Source organism: Algoriphagus sp. 4150, from assembly GCF_031457395.1.
In the GTDB taxonomy this organism is placed as follows: Bacteria; Bacteroidota; Bacteroidia; order Cytophagales; family Cyclobacteriaceae; genus Algoriphagus.
In genome coordinates, this window is sequence record NZ_JAVDWS010000001.1 from 766,406 (window position 1) to 785,728 (window position 19,323).

Annotated in this window: 15 protein-coding genes; 9 read left to right on the forward strand and 6 right to left on the reverse strand. The window is 42.0% G+C overall.

Features of this window, described 5'->3' with window-relative positions; genetic code table 11:
* The first annotated feature begins 2,014 nt into the window (after positions 1-2,014).
* From J2X69_RS03275 to J2X69_RS03290, 4 genes are all read left to right on the forward strand, one after another.
* Entirely contained in the window at positions 2,015-2,719 is a 705-nt protein-coding gene (locus J2X69_RS03275) for a DsbA family oxidoreductase (protein ID WP_310098380.1), read from the forward strand.
* A gap of 58 nt (positions 2,720-2,777) precedes the next feature.
* Complete coding sequence (locus J2X69_RS03280) at positions 2,778-3,986, forward strand: BamA/TamA family outer membrane protein (RefSeq protein WP_310098383.1); 1,209 nt, start codon at positions 2,778-2,780, stop codon at positions 3,984-3,986.
* A gap of 302 nt (positions 3,987-4,288) precedes the next feature.
* Complete coding sequence (locus J2X69_RS03285) at positions 4,289-6,715, forward strand: TonB-dependent receptor plug domain-containing protein (RefSeq protein WP_310098386.1); 2,427 nt, start codon at positions 4,289-4,291, stop codon at positions 6,713-6,715.
* Between the two features lie 34 nt (positions 6,716-6,749).
* Positions 6,750-8,090, forward strand: coding sequence for a hypothetical protein (locus tag J2X69_RS03290; RefSeq protein ID WP_310098389.1), 1,341 nt, complete (start codon positions 6,750-6,752; stop codon positions 8,088-8,090).
* Between the two features lie 411 nt (positions 8,091-8,501).
* Here J2X69_RS03290 and J2X69_RS03295 read toward each other — a convergent pair whose 3' ends face one another.
* Positions 8,502-9,389: an SMP-30/gluconolactonase/LRE family protein gene (locus J2X69_RS03295; protein ID WP_310098392.1), complete on the reverse strand. Its 888-nt coding sequence runs from the start codon at positions 9,387-9,389 to the stop codon at positions 8,502-8,504.
* 36 nt (positions 9,390-9,425) lie between these two features.
* Positions 9,426-10,301: a hypothetical protein gene (locus J2X69_RS03300; protein ID WP_310098395.1), complete on the reverse strand. Its 876-nt coding sequence runs from the start codon at positions 10,299-10,301 to the stop codon at positions 9,426-9,428.
* Between the two features lie 272 nt (positions 10,302-10,573).
* On the opposite strand from J2X69_RS03300, the gene J2X69_RS03305 reads away from it, so the two are divergent.
* Both J2X69_RS03305 and J2X69_RS03310 read left to right on the forward strand, forming a co-directional pair.
* Positions 10,574-10,879 (forward strand): DUF2752 domain-containing protein, encoded by a 306-nt coding sequence (locus J2X69_RS03305; RefSeq protein ID WP_310098398.1) that lies wholly within the window; start codon positions 10,574-10,576, stop codon positions 10,877-10,879.
* On the forward strand, positions 10,872-11,252 hold the full coding sequence (locus J2X69_RS03310) for a TM2 domain-containing protein (protein ID WP_310098401.1): 381 nt from the start codon (positions 10,872-10,874) through the stop codon (positions 11,250-11,252). The genes J2X69_RS03305 and J2X69_RS03310 overlap by 8 nt, the downstream gene beginning before the upstream one ends.
* Before the next feature lie 57 nt (positions 11,253-11,309).
* On the opposite strand, the gene J2X69_RS03315 is transcribed toward J2X69_RS03310, so the two are convergent.
* Together J2X69_RS03315 and J2X69_RS03320 are read right to left on the reverse strand one after the other, a co-directional pair.
* Entirely contained in the window at positions 11,310-12,749 is a 1,440-nt protein-coding gene (locus J2X69_RS03315; RefSeq protein ID WP_310098404.1) for an alpha-L-fucosidase, read from the reverse strand.
* Between the two features lie 240 nt (positions 12,750-12,989).
* Positions 12,990-13,700, reverse strand: a complete 711-nt coding sequence (locus tag J2X69_RS03320) for a hypothetical protein (protein WP_310098407.1) — start codon at positions 13,698-13,700, stop codon at positions 12,990-12,992.
* A 48-nt stretch (positions 13,701-13,748) separates the two neighbouring features.
* On the opposite strand from J2X69_RS03320, the gene J2X69_RS03325 reads away from it, so the two are divergent.
* Complete coding sequence (locus J2X69_RS03325) at positions 13,749-14,276, forward strand: HEAT repeat domain-containing protein (protein WP_310098408.1); 528 nt, start codon at positions 13,749-13,751, stop codon at positions 14,274-14,276.
* A 99-nt stretch (positions 14,277-14,375) separates the two neighbouring features.
* Here J2X69_RS03325 and hrpB read toward each other — a convergent pair whose 3' ends face one another.
* Positions 14,376-16,862 (reverse strand): ATP-dependent helicase HrpB, encoded by a 2,487-nt coding sequence (gene hrpB, locus J2X69_RS03330; protein WP_310098412.1) that lies wholly within the window; start codon positions 16,860-16,862, stop codon positions 14,376-14,378.
* Positions 16,863-17,209: 347 nt separating this feature from the next.
* Here hrpB and J2X69_RS03335 point away from each other — a divergent pair, with 347 nt between their 5' ends.
* Together J2X69_RS03335 and J2X69_RS03340 are read left to right on the forward strand one after the other, a co-directional pair.
* Positions 17,210-17,638, forward strand: a complete 429-nt coding sequence (locus J2X69_RS03335; protein ID WP_310098415.1) for a DUF1330 domain-containing protein — start codon at positions 17,210-17,212, stop codon at positions 17,636-17,638.
* A 208-nt stretch (positions 17,639-17,846) separates the two neighbouring features.
* Complete coding sequence (locus J2X69_RS03340; RefSeq protein WP_310098418.1) at positions 17,847-18,278, forward strand: hypothetical protein; 432 nt, start codon at positions 17,847-17,849, stop codon at positions 18,276-18,278.
* 132 nt (positions 18,279-18,410) lie between these two features.
* On the opposite strand, the gene J2X69_RS03345 is transcribed toward J2X69_RS03340, so the two are convergent.
* Positions 18,411-19,235, reverse strand: coding sequence for an alpha/beta fold hydrolase (locus J2X69_RS03345; RefSeq protein ID WP_310098421.1), 825 nt, complete (start codon positions 19,233-19,235; stop codon positions 18,411-18,413).
* Positions 19,236-19,323 lie beyond the last annotated feature (88 nt).

The following is a 19,323-nucleotide window of genomic DNA, read 5'->3' on the forward strand; positions in this document are numbered from 1 at the left end:
AGTCCATGTCAGGAGGCTTGAATTAGATGGTAGTTTTTTCTGAACCACAAAGTCCACCAAGGAGCACAAAGCTTAGAGTTGGCTTTCCCTGAGCATTGGGTTTGAAAATTGATCATTTTTTTGAGCCACATAGAAGCATAGCAAACATAGAGGCACCCGTATTTCAACAGGTCCATGTGAGGAGGCTTGAATTAGGTGGTGTTTTTATTGAACCACAAAGTCCACCAAGGAGCACAAAGGTTAGAGTTTGATTTCCCTTGAGCATTGGGTTTGAAAATTGGAAATTGATCATTTTTTTAAACCACATAGCCACATAGAAAAGCATAGACAAGTCTATATTTCTGGCAAAAACTATGAGTCCTATGCTATGTGGTTTGAATAGCTTTACCACATAGCATAGCAAACATAGAGGTACCCGTATTTCAACAGGTCCATGTCAGGAGGCTTGAATTAGGTGGTGTTTATTTTTGAACCACAAAGTCCACCAAGGAGCACAAAGGTTAGAGTTGGCTTTCCCTGAGCATTGGGTTTGAAAATTGGAAATTGATCATTTTTTTGAGCCACATAGAAGCATAGCAAACATAGAGTCGCCCGTATTTCAACAAGTCCATATCAGGAGGCTTGAATTGGGTGGTGTTTATTTTTGAACCACAAAGTCCACCAAGGAACACAAAGGTTAGAGTTGGCCTTCCCTTGACCATTGAAGTTGAAAATTGAAAATTGATCATTTTTTTTGCCACATAGCCACATAGAAAAGCATAGCAAACATAGCGGCGCCCGTATTTCAACAAGTTCAATTCAGGAGGCTTGAATTGGGTGGTGTTTTTATTGAACCACAAAGTCCACCAAGGAGCGCAAAGGTTAGAGTTTGCCTTTCCTTGACAATTGAATTTGAAAATTGGAAATTGATCATTTATTTTAAACCACATAGCCACATAGAAAAGCATAGAAACGATCTGACTAGAAGTGAGATTAATTTTTCAGCCTGCATAAGCTCATTCACGGAAAGACGGTTGTTGAAGGTCTTCATGATTATATGCGAACGGCGTGCATGACGATGATCAGGTAAGAAAGACAGTGGGTCTTTGGTCTTAGCACTTTATGTACTTTGTTTCTTTTGTGGTTTGAATAGCTTTGCCAAATAGCATAGCAAACATAGAGGTACCCGTATTTCAACAGGTCCATGTTAGGAGGCTTGAATTGGGTGGTGTTTTTATTGAACCACAAAGTCCACCAAGGAGCACGAAGGCTATAGTTTGCTTTTCCTTGACCATTGAATTTGAAAATTGAGAATTGATCATTTTTTTAACCACATAGAAGTATAGCAAACATAGAGGTCCCCGTATTTCAACAAGTCCATGTCAGGAGGCTTGAATTGGGTGGTGTTTTTTTTAAAACCACAAAGTCCACCAAGGAGCGCAAAGGTTAGAGTTTGCCTTTACTTGAATATTGGATTTGAAAATTGGAAATTGATCATTTTTTTAAACCACATAACCACATAGAAAAGCATAGACAAGTCTATATTTCTGGCAAAAACTATGAGTCCTATGCTTCTATGTGGTTTGAATAGCTTTGCCACATAGCATAGCAAACATAGGGTCACCCGTATTTCAACAAGTCCGAGCCCTTAAATGTTTCTTGTTTTTTGCCGCAAAGTATATCTCCAAAGAAATTTGTCTCACAGAATGTACCTGAAAACCCAAATCAACAGAAGTACTATAGCAACCCAAATAATCCATGGTGAGCGCTGTGGGAATTCGAATTGGCATATGGGACAGATTTTGGCTTTGTCATCTACTTCCATTGCACAGGATGGGCATTCTTTTGTTTTCACGGTTAGCTGAACTCTTTTTGCTTGATTTATAGTTTAGCTAAAGTTACTTAAAGATTCTAGCGATGAAACCGAGCATGTCGAAAACAACACACACTGGGACGATTATCCCATATGCGAGATTCCATCCCGTTTCCTTCGTCACGGGACAAGTTATGACCTCTAAAAGCAAATTATAAACAGATGAAAATAGAAATATGGTCTGATGTGGCATGTCCTTTTTGCTACATAGGAAAGAGAAAAATAGAAAAAGCGATTGAGAAATTTCCCCATAAAGATCAAGTAGAGATCGAATGGAAGAGTTTTCTCCTTAATCCTGATCAAATCACCCAGCCTAACAGGAATTCTGAGGAATACCTGGCCGAAGCAAAAGGCTGGACTTTGGAACAAACGAAAGAGATCACCGCAAATGTAGCCAACATGGCTGCTCAGGAAGGATTGGAATATCATCTGGACAAAACCGTGGTAGCAAACACCAAGAAAGCCCACCGAATTTTGCATTTGGCAAAAAGCGTGGGGAAAGGTGATGAGATGAAAGAAAGGCTTCTGAAGGCATATTTTACCGATGCCCTCAATATTGATGATGATGTGGTTTTACTGACCTTAGCCATGGAAATTGGACTGGAAGAACGTGCTGTCAAGGAGGTGTTGGATTCTGATAAGTTTGTGAATGAGGTAGATCAGGATATTTACGAATCCCGACAGTTGGGAGTAAAGGGAGTGCCTTTTTTCGTATTGGATCGGAAATTTGGGATTTCAGGAGCTCAACCGGATGGGGTTTTCGAGGAGACACTTGCAAAAGCATGGAGTGAATATGCGAAAGCAAATCCTAAGCTTGAAATCTCGGAAGGGGATGGGGAAGCTTGTGAGATAGACGGTAATTGCTAGTTAACGCTTGATGGGCTTGGTAATCCAGCGTACTGGTTTAACTAAGCTTTCAGAAAAAATGAATTATCACAGCAAACAAGAGTGGACACAATACCTGTTACATTTACCATTACCAAAATCACAGCGCATCAAATCCATTCCGAAAATACTTCTTCTAATCCTGGGTTTACTTCCAGGTGTAAGCAGGGAAGGTAATTCCCAAAGTTTTGTTAGGCGATATATAAATGGCCTGATCAATGATACTTCCGATATCAGCAAGCCTCAGTTTTTAGTCTATCCCACCTTAGCCTATTCACCTGAGACAAGCTGGGAAATCGGATTTTCCTCACTTTATGTGTATTATTCCCAACAGGATACCACCAACCGTTTAAGTGAGATCAGTGGCTTTACCTTTTTTACTTTGGAAAACCAATATGGGCTGTGGTTCGACCATGCCTTATATTCTGATCAGAGTAAATGGTTTTTCCTTGGGCGTTTGCGCTTTCAGAGTTTCCCATTGAAATACTACGGAATAGGAATGGATAGCTCACGGGATTACCTTGCTTTGGTAGAAGCAAATCAGATTCTCATTAAAGAACGTGTGCTTCGCAAAGTACGGGATAACCTCTTTTTCGGACTAGAAATAGATTTCCAGCGTCTAGGGTCAGTTAATTTTATCACAGCGCAGGAAACTTCTGATTTTGAGCTCCCAATCGGAAGTGAAGGCTCATCCAATCTCGGTATAGGAGCGGGGATAGTATACGACAACAGGCATAATGTACTTAACGTACGAAATGGTTTTTTCTCTGAATTGGGCTATTTGAAGTACTTTGATGGGATAAGTACCTATGAATTCAACACGATAATATCAGACACCAGAATCTATAGACCGGTAGGAAAGCACAATGTGTTTGCCGCACAGCTTTTGGGACAATTTAATCAGGGAAATACTCCCTTTAATCAACTGGCTCTCATGGGAGGAGACAGCATGATGAGAGGATATTATTCCGGTCGCTTTCGTGACAATAATCAGCTAGCCTCCCAGGTAGAAATGCGTTTTCTTCCTCTTCCATTGGGATTTTCTAAACGGTTCGGTGCTGCTGCCTTTGCCGGTGCCGCCACCGTCTTCCCTGATTTCTCCAACCTCAACCTGGACAAAATTGCCTGGTCAGCAGGAGCCGGTTTACGTTTTTTGCTTTTTCCCAAAAAGGATATTTATACCCGTTTGGATTATGCACTTACTGCTGAAGGTTCAGGTTTCTATATTTTTATTGGAGAAGCGTTCTGAACTATTGAACGGATTTATTCCTGCTGCGCTTAAAAGTTCTCCTAAGTACACGGTGGAGTTAATTACCCGAAAATACTCCTGTCGGGGCATGCTATGCTTTAAGCACTGGGGTCTAATCTTTTTTCTTTAGTTGACTGATGTTTCCCAAGAAATATAAATACATCATTATCAGCTATTTATTTTCTTTTTGCTTGCTGCTGATTTATTAGATTCATCTAGAAAGATGGATTATCTCTTAATCTTATTTAGATTAATTATAATTAAATTATACTTTTGCTGCCGTATTCACTCAAAAGCGGCATATGAAAACAAGTTTTACCTTATTAATTTTTAAGTTCAGCTTACTGGTTTCTTTTTATAGCTATGCCCAAACCGGAAAAGTATCAGGAACGCTGACTTTTGAGAATGGCGAGCCGGTAGCTTATGCCTCGGTATTTATACAATCAATCAAGAAGCATGCGCTATCTGATGAAAGAGGCAGATATGAACTTGCTGATATTCCCTTTGGTCCACATCAGGTGGAAGTGAGCAGCCTCGAAATTCAGAAGCATGGTTTTAATATTAGCTTAGACAGACCTAGCTTAGAAATTAAGACTGTTTTAAAGCGTGCCGATCTCAATGAGTTGGCCGAAGTTCTGGTAGTAGGGGAGTCTCATAAAAAAGAGATTGAAACCACCGGTTTTGCGGTTAACGTTATAGAAACCCTAAAAGCATCTCTACAGTCCCTACAAACCAACGATCTTCTAAATAGATCAGTAGGGGTGAGGGTTCGTCAGAATGGAGGCTTGGGTTCTGCTGTCTCTTATAATCTCAATGGAATGTCGGGAAATTCAGTGCGCATTTTTATCGATGGAGTCCCAATTTCTACTTATGGTCCTTCTTTTAGTCTCAACAGTATTCCACCTGCCCTGATAGAACGCATAGAAGTGTATAAAGGTGTAATTCCGGCACATTTGGCAGATGATGCACTCGGCGGGGCTATCAATGTCATCCTGAAAAAAGGGGCGATGAACAATCTGACGGCTTCTGTCTCTTACGGTTCTTTTAATACCCAACAGGCAAACTTGAGCGGTTCTTACAGAAATGCCAACACCGGATTTACAGCAAGAGCTTCTGCTTTTTACAATTATTCTGACAACGACTATGAAGTGTGGGGCAAATTTGTGCGAAACATTCTTGCCAATGGACGATATGAATATGTAAGGGCAAAGCGCTTCAATGATGCGTATAAATCATATGGTGTAAATATTCAACTTGGCTTTACCGATGTGAAGTGGGCTGATCAGTTTCATCTGGGGTATAATGGATCTGATGACTACAATGAAATCCAGCACGGCACCTATATGACCATTCCGTACAAAGGAAGATTTACCGAGTCACAGGCAAATGTACTTAGCTTGAATTATATCAAAAGTGATTTTCTCACCAAAGGTTTGGAAGTGACATTCAATGGGATGATCAGTGATCGTAAAGAAGTGGTAAATGATACGGTAAAATGGAATTACAATTGGTTTGGTGAGCAAAGTATCGGATTAAACGGTGATCCTATTTTAAGACCGGGTGGCGGCGCACAGCAGGGAGCTCCTACCATCAATCATATCAATAGAAATATCTCTACTTTCCGAGGAGGAGCTACTTATGCAATTACAGGGAAGCATAGGTTGGTTTTCAGTCATATGTATTACACAATTGACAGAACTGAGCGTGATGAAATGCGACGAGCAGTAGAGAGAGAGTTTATTGGTACGCGGGATTTGACAAAAAACATCTCTGCTTTGGCCTATGAAGCAACTCTTTTCGAATCAAAGTTCAAAGCCAACCTGTTTGGCAAATACTATCAACAGAAAATTGACAGGATGGATCCAATGCTGGTCACTGAAAATGGAGAAAGTGTAAAGATCGAAGATCGGGTGACCAGTGACCGCAGTACTACAGGATATGGTCTGGCAACTTCCTATGCCATCAAAGACAACTTGACTATTCTACTATCAGGAGAGAAAGCCGTACGGATGCCATCGGAAAATGAAGTATTCGGAAGTCCCGGCGAAAACATTATCGAAAATCTGGGAATTAGACCGGAGATCAGTAATAACCTGAATGTAGGATTGAGAAGCGGGCCTTACAATCTGAACGCTGACAGTAAAATTTCTCTCTATGCGTCAGGCTTTCTCAGAGACACCAAAGACAAAATTGTAAGAAGAATCAATCCAAGAATAAATGACGCTGTACAGACAGATCCATTTGAGAATTTGGGTAAGACAAAATCAATTGGTTTTGAAGGGGAAATCAACTATTCCTTTAAAGACAACCTAAGCGTTTTGGTTAATTTCTCCAAGTTTAACTCCGTGTTCAATATGAGGTATGACAATAACGGAAACGAATACACTTACTATAATCAGCAATTGCCAAACGAGCCCTTTTTCACAATCAATTCCACTGTTCAATACGGACTTAAGAATGTAATACAACAACGTTCTAAGCTAAACCTATATTACAGTTTTGGCTTTGTAGACCGATTTTATACCACTTGGTTGGAGATTGAAGACTTCAGAACTCCCCGCCAATTTATTCAGGATCTAGGAGTGAATTATGTTTTTCCAAATGAAAAACTGGTACTGAGCACTGACTTGAGAAATATTTTCGACAAGCAAGCTTATGATAATTTTGCCGTCCAAAAACCCGGAAGGGGGTTTTACCTAAAAATCAATTATACCATTAATAAATTTTAATCAACCTATTATATTAACCAACTACAAATAAATTATGAAAAAGCAATTCTTAAACTTTTTGGCACTTGGAGCTTTGATGAGCGCGGTGACCCTAACCGGCTGTAGTGATGATAACGAAGGAAATCCTGTCACCCCTCCAGGTGAGCAAGAAGACAGATGGATCACTGTTGCAGGAGCCTTAATGGGTACTACTGCGGGAGATGGAAATGGCGGAACCATGGTGTACTCCGTTTCCAAAGCAGAAGCACAGAATCCCGATGTACAGATCAATGTCTATGAAGGTGGATTTGGAGTAAAGTCCAATAGAACGGCCCGTCTTCAGTCTTCAGAAGATGGAAATACGCTTTTCAATATTGCCTATACCGGTGATAACGGAGGAGAGTTCTCAAGATATTCAGTGAACGGAGGCGGATCTTTTACGCAGTCTGACGTTTCTGCAAATATCTCGCAGTATGCAGGTACATCTCCTCGCTGGTTGAAGCTATTTGATGGAGACAAGACGGGAGTAGCATTGGATGTGGCCAATATTCGTGCAAATAATGCACCAACCGAAAATGATCCTAATCCTACAACGCCATTTGAATACTATAGAGGGACTGCCACTATTTTGGCATTGGACCTACAGGAATCCCTGATCAGAAACTATGTGCAGTATCAGATTCCACTTACCGAAGAGGAGGAAGCTGCGGGCCATACCATTTTCAGATTGGATGGATCTGTGCTAAATGCCGCAGGCAATAAGCTTATCATCGGTACTTGGATGCGTAAATATAATGTGGCAGCAGGTGTGGTAGAAGCAGAATACGAGCGATTGGGCACCAAGTCAGTGGTAGTTGACTATCCTTCTTTCGCTAATCCTACCGTGATTAATTCTTCAGTAGGACACGGGGACAATAGTGGTTATAGAAGTCATTTCAGCTACTTAGGTGATGATAATAACATCTATCAGGCTACCGAGAGGGATCCAAACGGTTCTCATATCCTGAGGATCAACCAAAATAATGAATATGACAATTCTTATGTTTTTAGTTTGAACGATGCGCTAAATCTTACCGGAGTGACTATTGAAGCTTGGAAATACGTCCAAGGTGGTAAAGCATTTGCGCTTGTGTCCCACAGTGGAGAAGATAGAGGCTATGTAGCCTGGTTGGATTTAAATGCCAGAACTGCATCAATTGTGGATTTGCCTTATGAAGCTGATTTGGTATTTAACCAATATCAAGGCTTTCTAGCCGATGGCACTAATCTATATATAGCCGTCACCCCCGTAGGCAAAAACGGTAACATCTATATCTTGGACAGCAATACAGGCGTGGCAATGAAAGGAGCAACACTTGTAAACCGTACGGGGAACCACTACATCGGTATTTTCTAAATCGGAATATTGCCTTCTTTATACTTTATGTTTTTGAAGTAAAGAGGCAGTAGACCAATAACGAAATCCCGAAGAAGAAGCATTTATACCGCTTTCTTTTTCGGGATTTTTTTTAACCACCGAGAGCACTGGGGTTCGACACGCTCACCAATCAAGGTTTTCTAGAGGTCTTTTGGCATGTGAGTGGAGACACTCACATGGGCGATGAACTTTTTTTAATCCAACGCCCCGTTCGTGCCTTCCGAACGGGAATAACGTATGGTATGCTGATTGTTTCATCGCAAACCGCGACAGAAAAAATCCAGCCTAGAAGCAGTGCTTGTCAACCTGAGCTTAGCCTCCAGCGCATAAGGCAAAGATTAATTTCCAAAGTAGGTATCTGAGACTGAAAACTGAGACTGATTTTACTTCTTACCAAACTCCTCTAGTTTTCATTTTCAAAGTATAAACGGCATCAGAGGCCGTGATAAAGAGTGTCTTTCTGTCCAGTGTTCCGAAGACCACATTTGCAGTCCATTTGGCAGGTACCTGGATATGGGCAATTTGCTCACCTTTACGGTCAAAGACAGTAACCCCATCTCCGGTCAAGTACACATTGCCACGTTCATCTATAGTCATTCCATCTGAGCCCATTTCACAGAAAAGCGTTTTGTTGATTAGGTAGCCATCATCGCGTATTTCGTATTTATAGGTTTTCTTTGCCTTGATATCGGAGACATAGAGGGTCTTACTATCAGGGGAGCCTACGATTCCATTTGGCTGCAAAAGATCATCAGCTACTTTGAACAATTCTGTTCTGTCTGCTGACAAGAAATAAACATGCTGGCCGTCCTGCTCTGATTCCTCGCCACGCCCTTCCCAATAGGGCCTAACATACAGGGGATCTGTAAAGTAAATACCTCCTTTTGGCCTTACCCAAAGATCATTGGGACCATTGAGTTTTTTGCCCTTGAATGCCGTAATCCACACCTCATGATTTCCATCAGTATCAAAAGCCCAAAGTTCATTTTTATTATCCGCACAAGCTACCAATGTACCGTCTAGGAGAAAGTACATGCCATTCGATCTTCCTGCGTCTTCCGCGAAAACACTTACTTCGTTGGACAGCGCATTCCACTTATGGATTCGGTTGTTAGGTTGATCGGTGAAAAAAACATCCCCAAAACGATTGACCGCAGGACCCTCTGTAAACGCAAAGCCATCCTGCACTTTGACCAATTCGGCATTTTTGGCGACGATGCCTTTCTTGTCTTCTATTTTCTGGGAATATGCTTGAGCTCCAAAAAGAAGCGCAGCCATTAAAAGGGTTGATTTAATAGGGTTCATAGAGTTTTGTTATTTTCTGTTCATTGCGACCACCAGCACATTAAGATCTTCGCTATAGGCCATTCGGGTGATATTTTCGTGTGTTTCAGAGGATATTTTGCCTATTGACCTCCATTCAGCATTCTTATATTTTCTTATGAAAATCTCATTTTCGGAAGCCATCAGCAGATAGTTTTTATCCAGCCAAATGAAATCTTGGGCACCTAAAAGCCCCTTATAATACATTTCTTTGGTTCCTTTTTCAATATCATAACTCTTAATAGTGCCGGGCTGATCTTCAGCAGACTCTGAAAGATAAGTGATTTCTGATGTCTTTGGACGTTTGTTTATAGATCGGGATATCCCTGAATCAATTTCTATCAAATCATTCCTTCCTCTAGCATAGATCAATTTATTTGGCTCTCCGAGAACAAACATAGCAGCTTTATTGTCATACCAGTCATAATAACCCACTGGCTCTATGTCATCGTACAGCAATTCGGCAGGTTCGAAACCGGTAGGGTAGAGCCAAATACGTTGTTTTTTATCCTCCTCCATAACGACAGCCGCAATGTACATTCCGCAGTCCGTGATACTGGGAGAAAACTCACTTCTGTCGGATGTCTTGGAAAGATTGGTGAATTTATCGGACTCAAAATTATAAATTATAATATCGTGATTGCCATTGTCGTCTGCAGCCGAAAATACCAATTGATGGTCGTTGATAAAACTGGGCTGGTTATCATATTCAGGTCTGTCTGTCAGCCTGCGTGCCGACTCTGTCAGCAGTTTCAAATTCCCGCCTTTTCCGTCAGTATTGATCAGCCAAAGGTCTGTCTGAGCATAAAGTGGGAAAATACCGGCGAAACATAAAATGTAGCAACAAGTAGCGAAGAAGTATTTCATTTTTGACGCAAAATTGAATCGGCAAAATACGAAATAGCTTTGTCAGGAGAAATCTTGCCGGTAATAATATCCGGTACGCTTAATATTTCCTTTTCCTTTCAAACGAAGAAATGGGATGGAGACAACATTGCACATACATATTATTAAAATTTTATGTTCATTTTCGAACATAATGTTGTTCATTTACTTTGCATAAAAATTCCATAACATTCGAAATTCGCCGTTTTAGGCTATGTTTGGGGAATGGCACCTTTTTCGTAATTAAGCAGAACATGAAGGTAATAACCCGATGGATATCAAACTTGCCGCTGGAGCTGATCTTTTGGATCGGAAGTTTGGCAGCAATTCTTCTTCTGGATCCTCATGGCGGCAGTCACTTAAGTCTCTGTCCACTGAGTCAACTGGGGTTTGAATGGTGTCCGGGCTGTGGACTGGGAAGGTCAATGAGTCTCCTCGCCAGAGGGGAATTTCAGGCATCCTGGGACATGCATCCGCTGGCTTTGCTTGCGTATGTGGTTATAATCTCTCGAATCTGGCAACTTATTAGAAACTTAAAAACAACACACAATTATGGCTAATGTATTAAGACACCTTCCCGAGTTGGAAGGAATGGAACTGGGCTACATCCAGGGTTTGATGAAAAATATGGATGAAGACCAAGCTTCTCTATTCGCACAGGTTTATAGAGCCAGAAGAAAGGATTCGCAGATGATTTTGATCCTGACTTTGCTTGGTTTCTTTGGATTTGCAGGACTGCACCGCTTCATTCTCGGGCAGATAGGCTTAGGTATCCTGTATATTTTGACACTGGGACTTTGTTTTATCGGAACCATAGTTGACTTGGTCAATTATAAGAGTCTAGCGTACGAATTTAATATCAAAGTAGCTCACGAGACGATGAACATGCTGAATGCGAACTATCCGGGAGATGTGACAAGTAAGACTACTTAATTTTAGATTTGACTATTGAAAGAGCCGGAAGAAATTCCGGCTCTTTTGCTTGGCGGACTACCGGGAAAGGTAATTCAACACAATAGCAGGAGAAGCGGATAGCTTTTCCTGAATATTTTTCGGAAGAGTTACTACTGTTTTCCCATCTACAGTTTTCCATCGAAGAGCTTTGTTTTCGCCAAGTATGGTGATTTTACTGTCTTTTTTGGGAGGATTCAGCGTCCAGGAAATAGTGTCATCCAACTTTTCTCCCTCTTCCAGCGGCACCAGTGCATACATTTCCCCGGCTTTCCCTTGTGTGAAATAAAGTTTTCCATCTTGGAAAGTCTCCAAAGCCCGGGTACCGTAAATCCCATTGCCGTTAAGCTCAAGCCATTTTCCGATTTCTTCCAATCTTGAAACCTGCTCAGGAAGAAAGAGACCATCGGCAGTTGGCCCTACGCCCAAAAGTAAATTTCCGCCTTTAGCCACTATTTCTATCAGCAGGTGAATCACTTTGCGGGAAGGTTTGAATTCGTCATTGGGCACATAGCTCCATGCGCCACCCAAGGTGATGCAGCTTTCCCATGGATCGGGAGACATAGCAGTAGGAATTCCCTGCTCCGGAGTCCGGTAATTTTCGAAAGGTCCATGCACCGTACGGTCTACGATCAGAATTCCCTCCTGGTTTTTTCTTACCATCTCAGCCACTTTGGGCATATTGATTTCCTGGTCAAAATCAGGGATAGGAGCTCCCCAGCTTATCACTTCTTCATTCACTGTGGAGAGGGGTCTTACCCAACCGCCGTCTAGCCAAAGGATATCTACAGCTCCGTAATTGGTAGTGATCTCGTTGAGTTGATTGTGGGTGAATTGCACGTATTGATTCCATCTCCATGGATGCTTGCGGATATCGTAATTCACATTGCGGTCCGGAGTAGCACGGTAGTCCCACCAATAGTATTGTGAATGCCAATCCGGCTTGGAATAATAGGCTCCTATCATCATGCCTTTTTCCCGAAATGCATCAAAAACGTGCTTTGCTACATCGGCTTTTGGATTGTTTTTGAAAGGACCGTCGGAAATCTTATAATCTGTGAATTGGGTGTCAAACATGTTGAACCCATCGTGGTGTTTGGTGGTAAAGACTACGTATTTCATTCCGGCTTTGGTAGCGGCATCGGCCCACTGAGCCGGGTCAAAACCTGTGGGATTAAACTGATCTTTCAGTCCCCAATACCACTTCTTATATTCTTCGTAGCTCTGGGTGGTATCATTTCTATTGATCCAGTCCTCGTTCACAATGCTCCATGACTCTATAATTCCGGGGACTGCGTAAATGCCCCAGTGAATCAATATCCCAAACTTTTGGTCTCTCCATTTTTCAAGTTTCTCTATGACTTTTGGATCCGAAGGGTATTCGTATTCGGAGGAAGTGGGATGTAGGGTGTTCTGTGCGTTGGCTTGAATTGCAACCAATAATGCAAGCGATGCCAGCCAATTGAATTTCTTGGACATGGTAATAAAATGAAAATTCGGTAAAATAGGTGAGTGATAACTTCTAGGCCTAAAGGTAAACTAGAAAGCAAATCCTAACAAGTAGAAATGCTATCGATTTTAACCGTAGTAGGGAGGCTGCATTCAACCGGATAGCATAAGTTGCGCCTCTGTACCCTTGCGGGAGTTATAGATCGTTAGTTGTGTAAAGAGCCTCCTTGACCATTGAATTTGAGCATTGATCATTGAATTTTATCAATCTCACCAATCTTCCTCCTCATCAACACGCCCTGAAGTATCAGCCTCCATGGAGCCAAAGATCTCCAGTCCACGTTCAGAAAGTGTCAAATGAATCCCGTTCAACTTCCTGTGGATTGCTTGTAGAGTTTCAAAATCAGGCTGCTGTACATGGAAAGGAATACTGATTAGGTTTTCTGCATTTTTGGAAAATGGGGGAGGAGTGTCGCTTCCGAAGAAGTAAGGCCAGAGCGTTTTGCCACAACTGATTCCCCAGGTTGTAATAGGGAAATTTCCCTCGTACTGCCGGAGACGTTCATTGATCTCCACAAAAAACTGTTCGGATTCTCCAAGTCTCATCCTGGAACCGGCTCTGGATTTTCCTTTGGTTTTTAAATATTTGATCTGGCTTTTCCCTTGCTTTTGGCGAACCATATAAGCGCGGAAAACCTTATGATCCAGCATAACCCCATTATGAAAATAGCCCGTGACGGCTATTCCTGCACGTATCATCACCAATCCCAAATGGAAATCATCTTTTACTGAAAGTAATCCCGAATCATTTGGTACTACATTCCAAGGAAGGGAAATCTTCGCAAGCCAGGAATCTGAATCAGAAATGATCCATTGATGCTTAGCCTTATCAAAGACTCCCTGCAGCCCTTTCTTTTCAGAAACTTCCAGAATAACCTGATACTTCTCAAGAGTAATTGATTTTGGATTGCCGGAAATCATAGCGGGGGAGGCTTTTCAATTATATTTGCACAAATAAACCGAAAAATCATGGAGGATGAAATCCAAGGCTTGATCAAGCGAATGTCTGACCCAAGTGAAAAAGAAGCTTTTTATTTTGCGGATAAGCTGGGCAAAATTCTGGATGAAAGTGGAAGAGATACCGTAATTGAGCTGGTGAAGGGTGATAATTGGGAGATTGCCTACTTGGCTTGTAGAGCGCTTTCTCAGTCTACTTTCAATGAGGAATCCCTTGATGCCATTTTTGATGCGATTAATGACAAGAAGAACAGAGCTCATCAAGGAGCATTTGTGCAGATTTTAGAGGAGTTTGACTTGAGTCTGCGCTTTGTGGATATTTTCAGGGTATTTCTCTTCGGTAATTTCAAGGCACAAACTTTGGCCAAGATGTATCTGGATGAGGTGGAATTTGATATGACCCCGCGTACGCTCCGTAAGGCTGAGAAGCATTGGAATCACTACTTGCACAATCCTGAGGATGAAGGGAGCTTGGAGCTGAAGAAACTGGAAGTTGAGCCAATTCTGGAAGAGATCCGGGAATTATTTGCCGAAGAATAGCATACTAATCTGACAGCTAGCCTTTGAGGTTTCGAAACCTCAAAGGTTTTAATTTTTTTCAGGCTAGAACCAGACCTACTTCTAGTACAATCAAACACTTCAAAACTTCCTCTTCACCCCTCTGACAGCTTCTGCACCAATCGGATCCTCGGGCCATTCATGTTTGGGATAGCGTCTTTTCAACTCCTTCTTTACTTCGAAATAGCCATTCTTCCAGAAGCTTTTCAGATCCTGTGTAAGCTGTACCGGCTTGTATCCCGGTGAAAGCATCTCAATCAGTACGTTGACTTTTCCGTTATTGACGGTGGGCGTTTCCAGCAAGCCGAACAATTCCTGGAGCCTTACGGCAAGCAGTGGTATATCTTCTTTTCTATACTCCAGTTTGATCTTACTTCCTGATGGAACTTCCAAATACTGCGGAGCAAGTCTTTCCAATTCCTTTTGCTGTTCAAAATCAAGTGAATGCAAAAGAATCTGACTGATGTTCAATTTTTTGAAATCATCATTCTTTTGGATACCATCAAGATATGGAGCTATCCATGCTTCCGGTTTCTCGCAAAGTGTGGCAATGGACCAATCAGGCCAGTTTTGATCCGGATTCCACGCTTTAAGTGATTCCACGCGCATAATCAACTGCTCCACCTCTTCATTGAAATCAAGTAAATACTCACCTTCCTCACGGATGGCTTCCAAAACCGCTTCCGTCACATCTCCCGGTTGATACTTTGCCAAGGGTCTAGTGCCAAGGATAATGGATCCAATCCGAATCTCAGAATGGGCCTGAAGTCCACCTTTTTTTCTGTCCCATTTCAAAACCTCTTTGGTCTTCAGCATGGGAGCCAAATCCTTTGGATTGATGGGAGCGGCCATCCATATTTTTCCCATTCCTTCCCGGGCATCCACATGGGCTACGGCAAGCCATGATTCGTGGGCGAGATCATCTTTGTGACCAATCTGTGCTATTTTTCCGTTGGCCAATTGGAACTGGGCATTGTTCCCGGGTCTTGCAGCTGCGATCCGTTCGGGATATGCATAGGCTAGGAGCAGCCCTGTCTGCCAGAGATCAACCGGGCCATTATCAGGCTGAATGGAAAACATTCTACGATAGGATGCAGCCATCTTCTCTATTTTCTTGATTCGTGCTATGCTTACATCGTGTTTTCTATATCTCCGCAGCGCTTCGATTCTCAGATTCAAATCCACACCTGCATCAGGACCCAGTGGATCTCGTTCGTCTAATATTGCGGCAATATCTGTAGCCAAACCCAGTTGATCAATCTCTTGCGCATTGATCAGCATATGGGCGATACGTGGATGGGTAGGCAACTGGTGCACTTCCTTACCATGCGGTGTCAGTTCTCCGTCCACGATAACTTCTATGGATTCCAAGGTCTTTTCTGCCAAAGCCAAGGTTCCGGCTGGAGGAGGAGTAAGCCAAGTCATGGAGCGGATATCCTGCTTGCCCCAGGCTTTCATATCCAGTACCAGTCCTGTGAGGTCGGCTTCCATCAATTCAGGCGTTCGGTACTCATTGAGTTGATTTTGAATAGCTTTAGTCCACAGTCTGTAGCTATGACCCGCGGTCAATCTACCCGCTCTACCACTTCGCTGATCTGCGGAGTCCTTGCTGATTCTATGCAATACTAATCGGGATAAACCTGATCTGGCATCAAATCTCGATGATTTGGCGAAGCCTGAGTCCACGACTACAGTCACTCCTTCGATGGTCAGGGAAGTTTCCGCAATATCAGTGGAAAGAACGATCTTTCTTTTCCCCGAAGGATGTGGCATAATTGCTCTGTTCTGATCTCCCGGTGAAAGTTGTCCATACAGAGGTAGCACCAGATCATCCGGTAATGCCTTCTTCAAAATTTCCTGCGCTTTTCGAATCTCCCCCTGTCCCGGAAGGAAAACCAGAAAATCCCCTTCATGAACCTTGGTCAAAGGAATTATCTGCCTTGCAGCATCTTCGCCTATGGCATATTCATCCACTTCATTCAGATAATTCACTTCCACGGGATACTGTCGGCCTTTACTCTCGATCACGGTTGATTTAAGCATTCCGGAAAGCACCTTTGCATCTATAGTCGCAGACATAAGTAAGATCCTCAGATCGGGTCTCAGGATCTGCTGTACTTCACGGCAGAGAGCCAAGGCAACTTCAGAATGAAGATTTCGCTCATGAAACTCATCAAAAATCACCAGCCCCACCTCTTCCAAGGCATTGTCTGAGTGAAGCATGCGTGTCAAAATCCCTTCTGTGATCACTTCCAGCCTTGTGTTCTTGGAAATAGCCGATTCAAAGCGTATTCTATACCCGATCATATCGCCCAATTTGGTATCCGTCATGGACGCCATTCGCTGTGCAATGGTCTTGGTAGCCAATCGTCTGGGCTCCAACATAATGATCTTCTTGCCAGTCATCCAGGGTTCATCCAGCAACGTCAGGGGAAGCAAGGTGCTTTTTCCGGCACCGGGAGGAGCCTGGATAATCAACGAATTGGCTTTGGAAAGCCGGGATTTAACTTGTGGAATTATCTCCGCTACCGGGAGGTCAAAGGAAAGGGGATCGAAATCTTGGAGCATGGGATGCAAAAATAGGATTTCTTGGCTAGAAAGGGAATTGTGGGAGTTTTTACGTCACTGCGAATGGTGAGGCACGAACCTGAAGCAGTCTCTTGTAGAATATAAAAATAATTGGGACTTATGAATGACGATTTACGAGATCAAGCTGGCAGCCGGTTAGGAAAAGTTTAAGCTTTTCAATTTCTTGTGAAAACTCCCAAAACTAGTTTGCGGCTACCTACGAAATGCTTAATTTGCTTACAGCAGGATGCCCAACATCGGGTTATATAGTGCTATAAACGTAATAGGAGAGGGCGATTGTAAATATGAGCTAAGTGTAATTCTAATCAACCGGAAATTAAAACGATATGGAAAAGCACATTGATGCAAACCCGGAAGCAGGGAAAAGATTCTATCAAGACTTTCATGATAAGGGAAAGGTAGTAATGTTGAATTTATTAAAGTTTAGAAAAATTGCCGACTACGCTAACTTGGAAAAAATAAGATCCATTGAGGTAATCAGCGGAGAAGAAGCATATCAGTTGTATATGACCGGGATCTTGCCTGAATTGGAAAAAGCGGGAAGTCGAATCATATATTATGGAAAGTGCAAAAATTTTCTAATTGGACCTGATTCGGAGGTATGGGATGCTATGCTATTGGTTGAACACGAATCTGTTTCAAAGTTTATGGAATTTGCCCAACAAGAAGATTACTTGAAAAATGCAGGACACCGGACTGCTGCATTAGAGGATTCGAGACTATTACCAACAAATGAGGTAAAGAATTATACGTAGTAATAAGTGATTTGATGAGTGAAGAGGCATAATCCATATCACTCTTTATTGGCGCGATCAAATGTAAAATGCGATAGAAAACAATACTTATGATGAAATCGGGCATGTCGAAAACGACACACAGAGGGATTGTTATTCATCGTGCGAGATTCTCCCGATGAAAAATCGGGACAGGCTATATGACCATTGAAAATCAAATTATAAACAGATGAAAACTCAATTATCAATATTAGTAGTTCTTTTATTTCTATTTTCCTGTTCCTCTACAAAGCAGATTTCTGATAATACAAAGCTATCTCCTGATGGCAATAGCTTTGTATTAACGGAGATATCTTCTGATAAGACTTATGGATTATCCCCCAAAAATCCTGTAGAAGTTGGCGGAGTAAAAAATTCTGAAGGCCCACTGAATGAGAGAAGGTATTTAAATTCGCTTACCGGACCGAATGGAGAAGCGATTTCATATTACCGGGAAGGGAGTTGCTGTCCGGTGAAAAGCGAAAATGGATTTATGGGAAGTGCTATGCTAGATAACTATAGAGTTACTTGGGAAAATTCGAAGGATACTGTTTCTATATACATTAATATGTATGATTCCGGAATATTGAAAGCTCCTCATGGATTTGGAATAAGAAAATAATTTTTCTTGAGTAAAAAGTAATGATTGTTTCCCCATGCCCTGTAACTCTCAACAGTGGTCTGTGTCTCCACAGTCCATTTTCGTCAGATGATTAAAAGTGCGCTCAATCCCATAATCCATAAGGTAATTTTCCTAATCCAAAAACCTCTCAAGCTGCTCCACATACCATCCACCAAATCCCTTGTTTTCATGGTCAAACTGAAATCCTGCGAGATGAGCTCCGGCATATTGGATCACTTGACAAGTTTCACCAAGTTTACTCTGAAGTGCTAACGCATCGCCATGAGTGGTGATTGTATCGTCGGAAGCTGTCAAAATCAGGAGCGGAACGTCAATGGACTGAATAGCTGTTTCGTAAAGCACGGGCTTCTCGGGAAGTAGGATTTGTTTATCCAGTCCCTTATAGCGATCCACAATTGCGGAAGTATCCGTCACAAATCCTTCTCCGATTATAAAATCGATTTTGTCCTTGATGTCCGGATATGCGCGGGAAACAATAGTTGTTCCCATCGACATTCCTAAAATTCCAATTTTCTTGTCTTTGAATTTCCTGGAAATGGTATTTATCACGGCTTGCAGATCCATGGTGAACTCTGTATAGTAAAGGTATTCCCGCTGAATTTCAAAATCGTCACTTTTTCCAAAACCCCTGTAATCAAACGTAACCACCGTATAGCCCGCATCGGCAAGAATAGCTGAGTGATAAACAAAATAGGACATATTTCCGGCATCAGGATAGGCCAGAATAAGGACGGTGTCTTTATCATTCTCCTTATCCGCTTCATAGACCCATGAAATCAGTTTCACCTGATCTGCAGTCCTGATTTCCAATTGCTCATATTTCCAGCCAACTGAGTCGGGAGTTAGGATGTATTCCCGATCAGGGTTAATGGCAAAAGCTGAATTGATAAGAATAAGGAAAAATGCTGAAGAAATAAAAAATGCTATTATTTTCATATGTTTATAATTTTTCTGTCACTTCATTTTTATATTTTTAGGTAAGGGTAAGAAAACGCTAAGAAGTTAAATTTTCATATTCATGCTC

Coding starts and splice junctions, on each gene's coding strand:
- J2X69_RS03275 (WP_310098380.1), top strand. CDS start 2,015: ATGAAAATAGAAATATGGTCTGATGTGGCATGTCCTTTTTGCTACATA.
- J2X69_RS03280 (WP_310098383.1), top strand. CDS start 2,778: ATGAATTATCACAGCAAACAAGAGTGGACACAATACCTGTTACATTTA.
- J2X69_RS03285 (WP_310098386.1), top strand. CDS start 4,289: ATGAAAACAAGTTTTACCTTATTAATTTTTAAGTTCAGCTTACTGGTT.
- J2X69_RS03290 (WP_310098389.1), top strand. CDS start 6,750: ATGAAAAAGCAATTCTTAAACTTTTTGGCACTTGGAGCTTTGATGAGC.
- J2X69_RS03295 (WP_310098392.1), bottom strand. CDS start 9,389: ATGGCTGCGCTTCTTTTTGGAGCTCAAGCATATTCCCAGAAAATAGAA.
- J2X69_RS03300 (WP_310098395.1), bottom strand. CDS start 10,301: ATGAAATACTTCTTCGCTACTTGTTGCTACATTTTATGTTTCGCCGGT.
- J2X69_RS03305 (WP_310098398.1), top strand. CDS start 10,574: ATGAAGGTAATAACCCGATGGATATCAAACTTGCCGCTGGAGCTGATC.
- J2X69_RS03310 (WP_310098401.1), top strand. CDS start 10,872: ATGGCTAATGTATTAAGACACCTTCCCGAGTTGGAAGGAATGGAACTG.
- J2X69_RS03315 (WP_310098404.1), bottom strand. CDS start 12,749: ATGTCCAAGAAATTCAATTGGCTGGCATCGCTTGCATTATTGGTTGCA.
- J2X69_RS03320 (WP_310098407.1), bottom strand. CDS start 13,700: ATGATTTCCGGCAATCCAAAATCAATTACTCTTGAGAAGTATCAGGTT.
- J2X69_RS03325 (WP_310098408.1), top strand. CDS start 13,749: ATGGAGGATGAAATCCAAGGCTTGATCAAGCGAATGTCTGACCCAAGT.
- hrpB (WP_310098412.1), bottom strand. CDS start 16,862: ATGCTCCAAGATTTCGATCCCCTTTCCTTTGACCTCCCGGTAGCGGAG.
- J2X69_RS03335 (WP_310098415.1), top strand. CDS start 17,210: ATGGAAAAGCACATTGATGCAAACCCGGAAGCAGGGAAAAGATTCTAT.
- J2X69_RS03340 (WP_310098418.1), top strand. CDS start 17,847: ATGAAAACTCAATTATCAATATTAGTAGTTCTTTTATTTCTATTTTCC.
- J2X69_RS03345 (WP_310098421.1), bottom strand. CDS start 19,235: ATGAAAATAATAGCATTTTTTATTTCTTCAGCATTTTTCCTTATTCTT.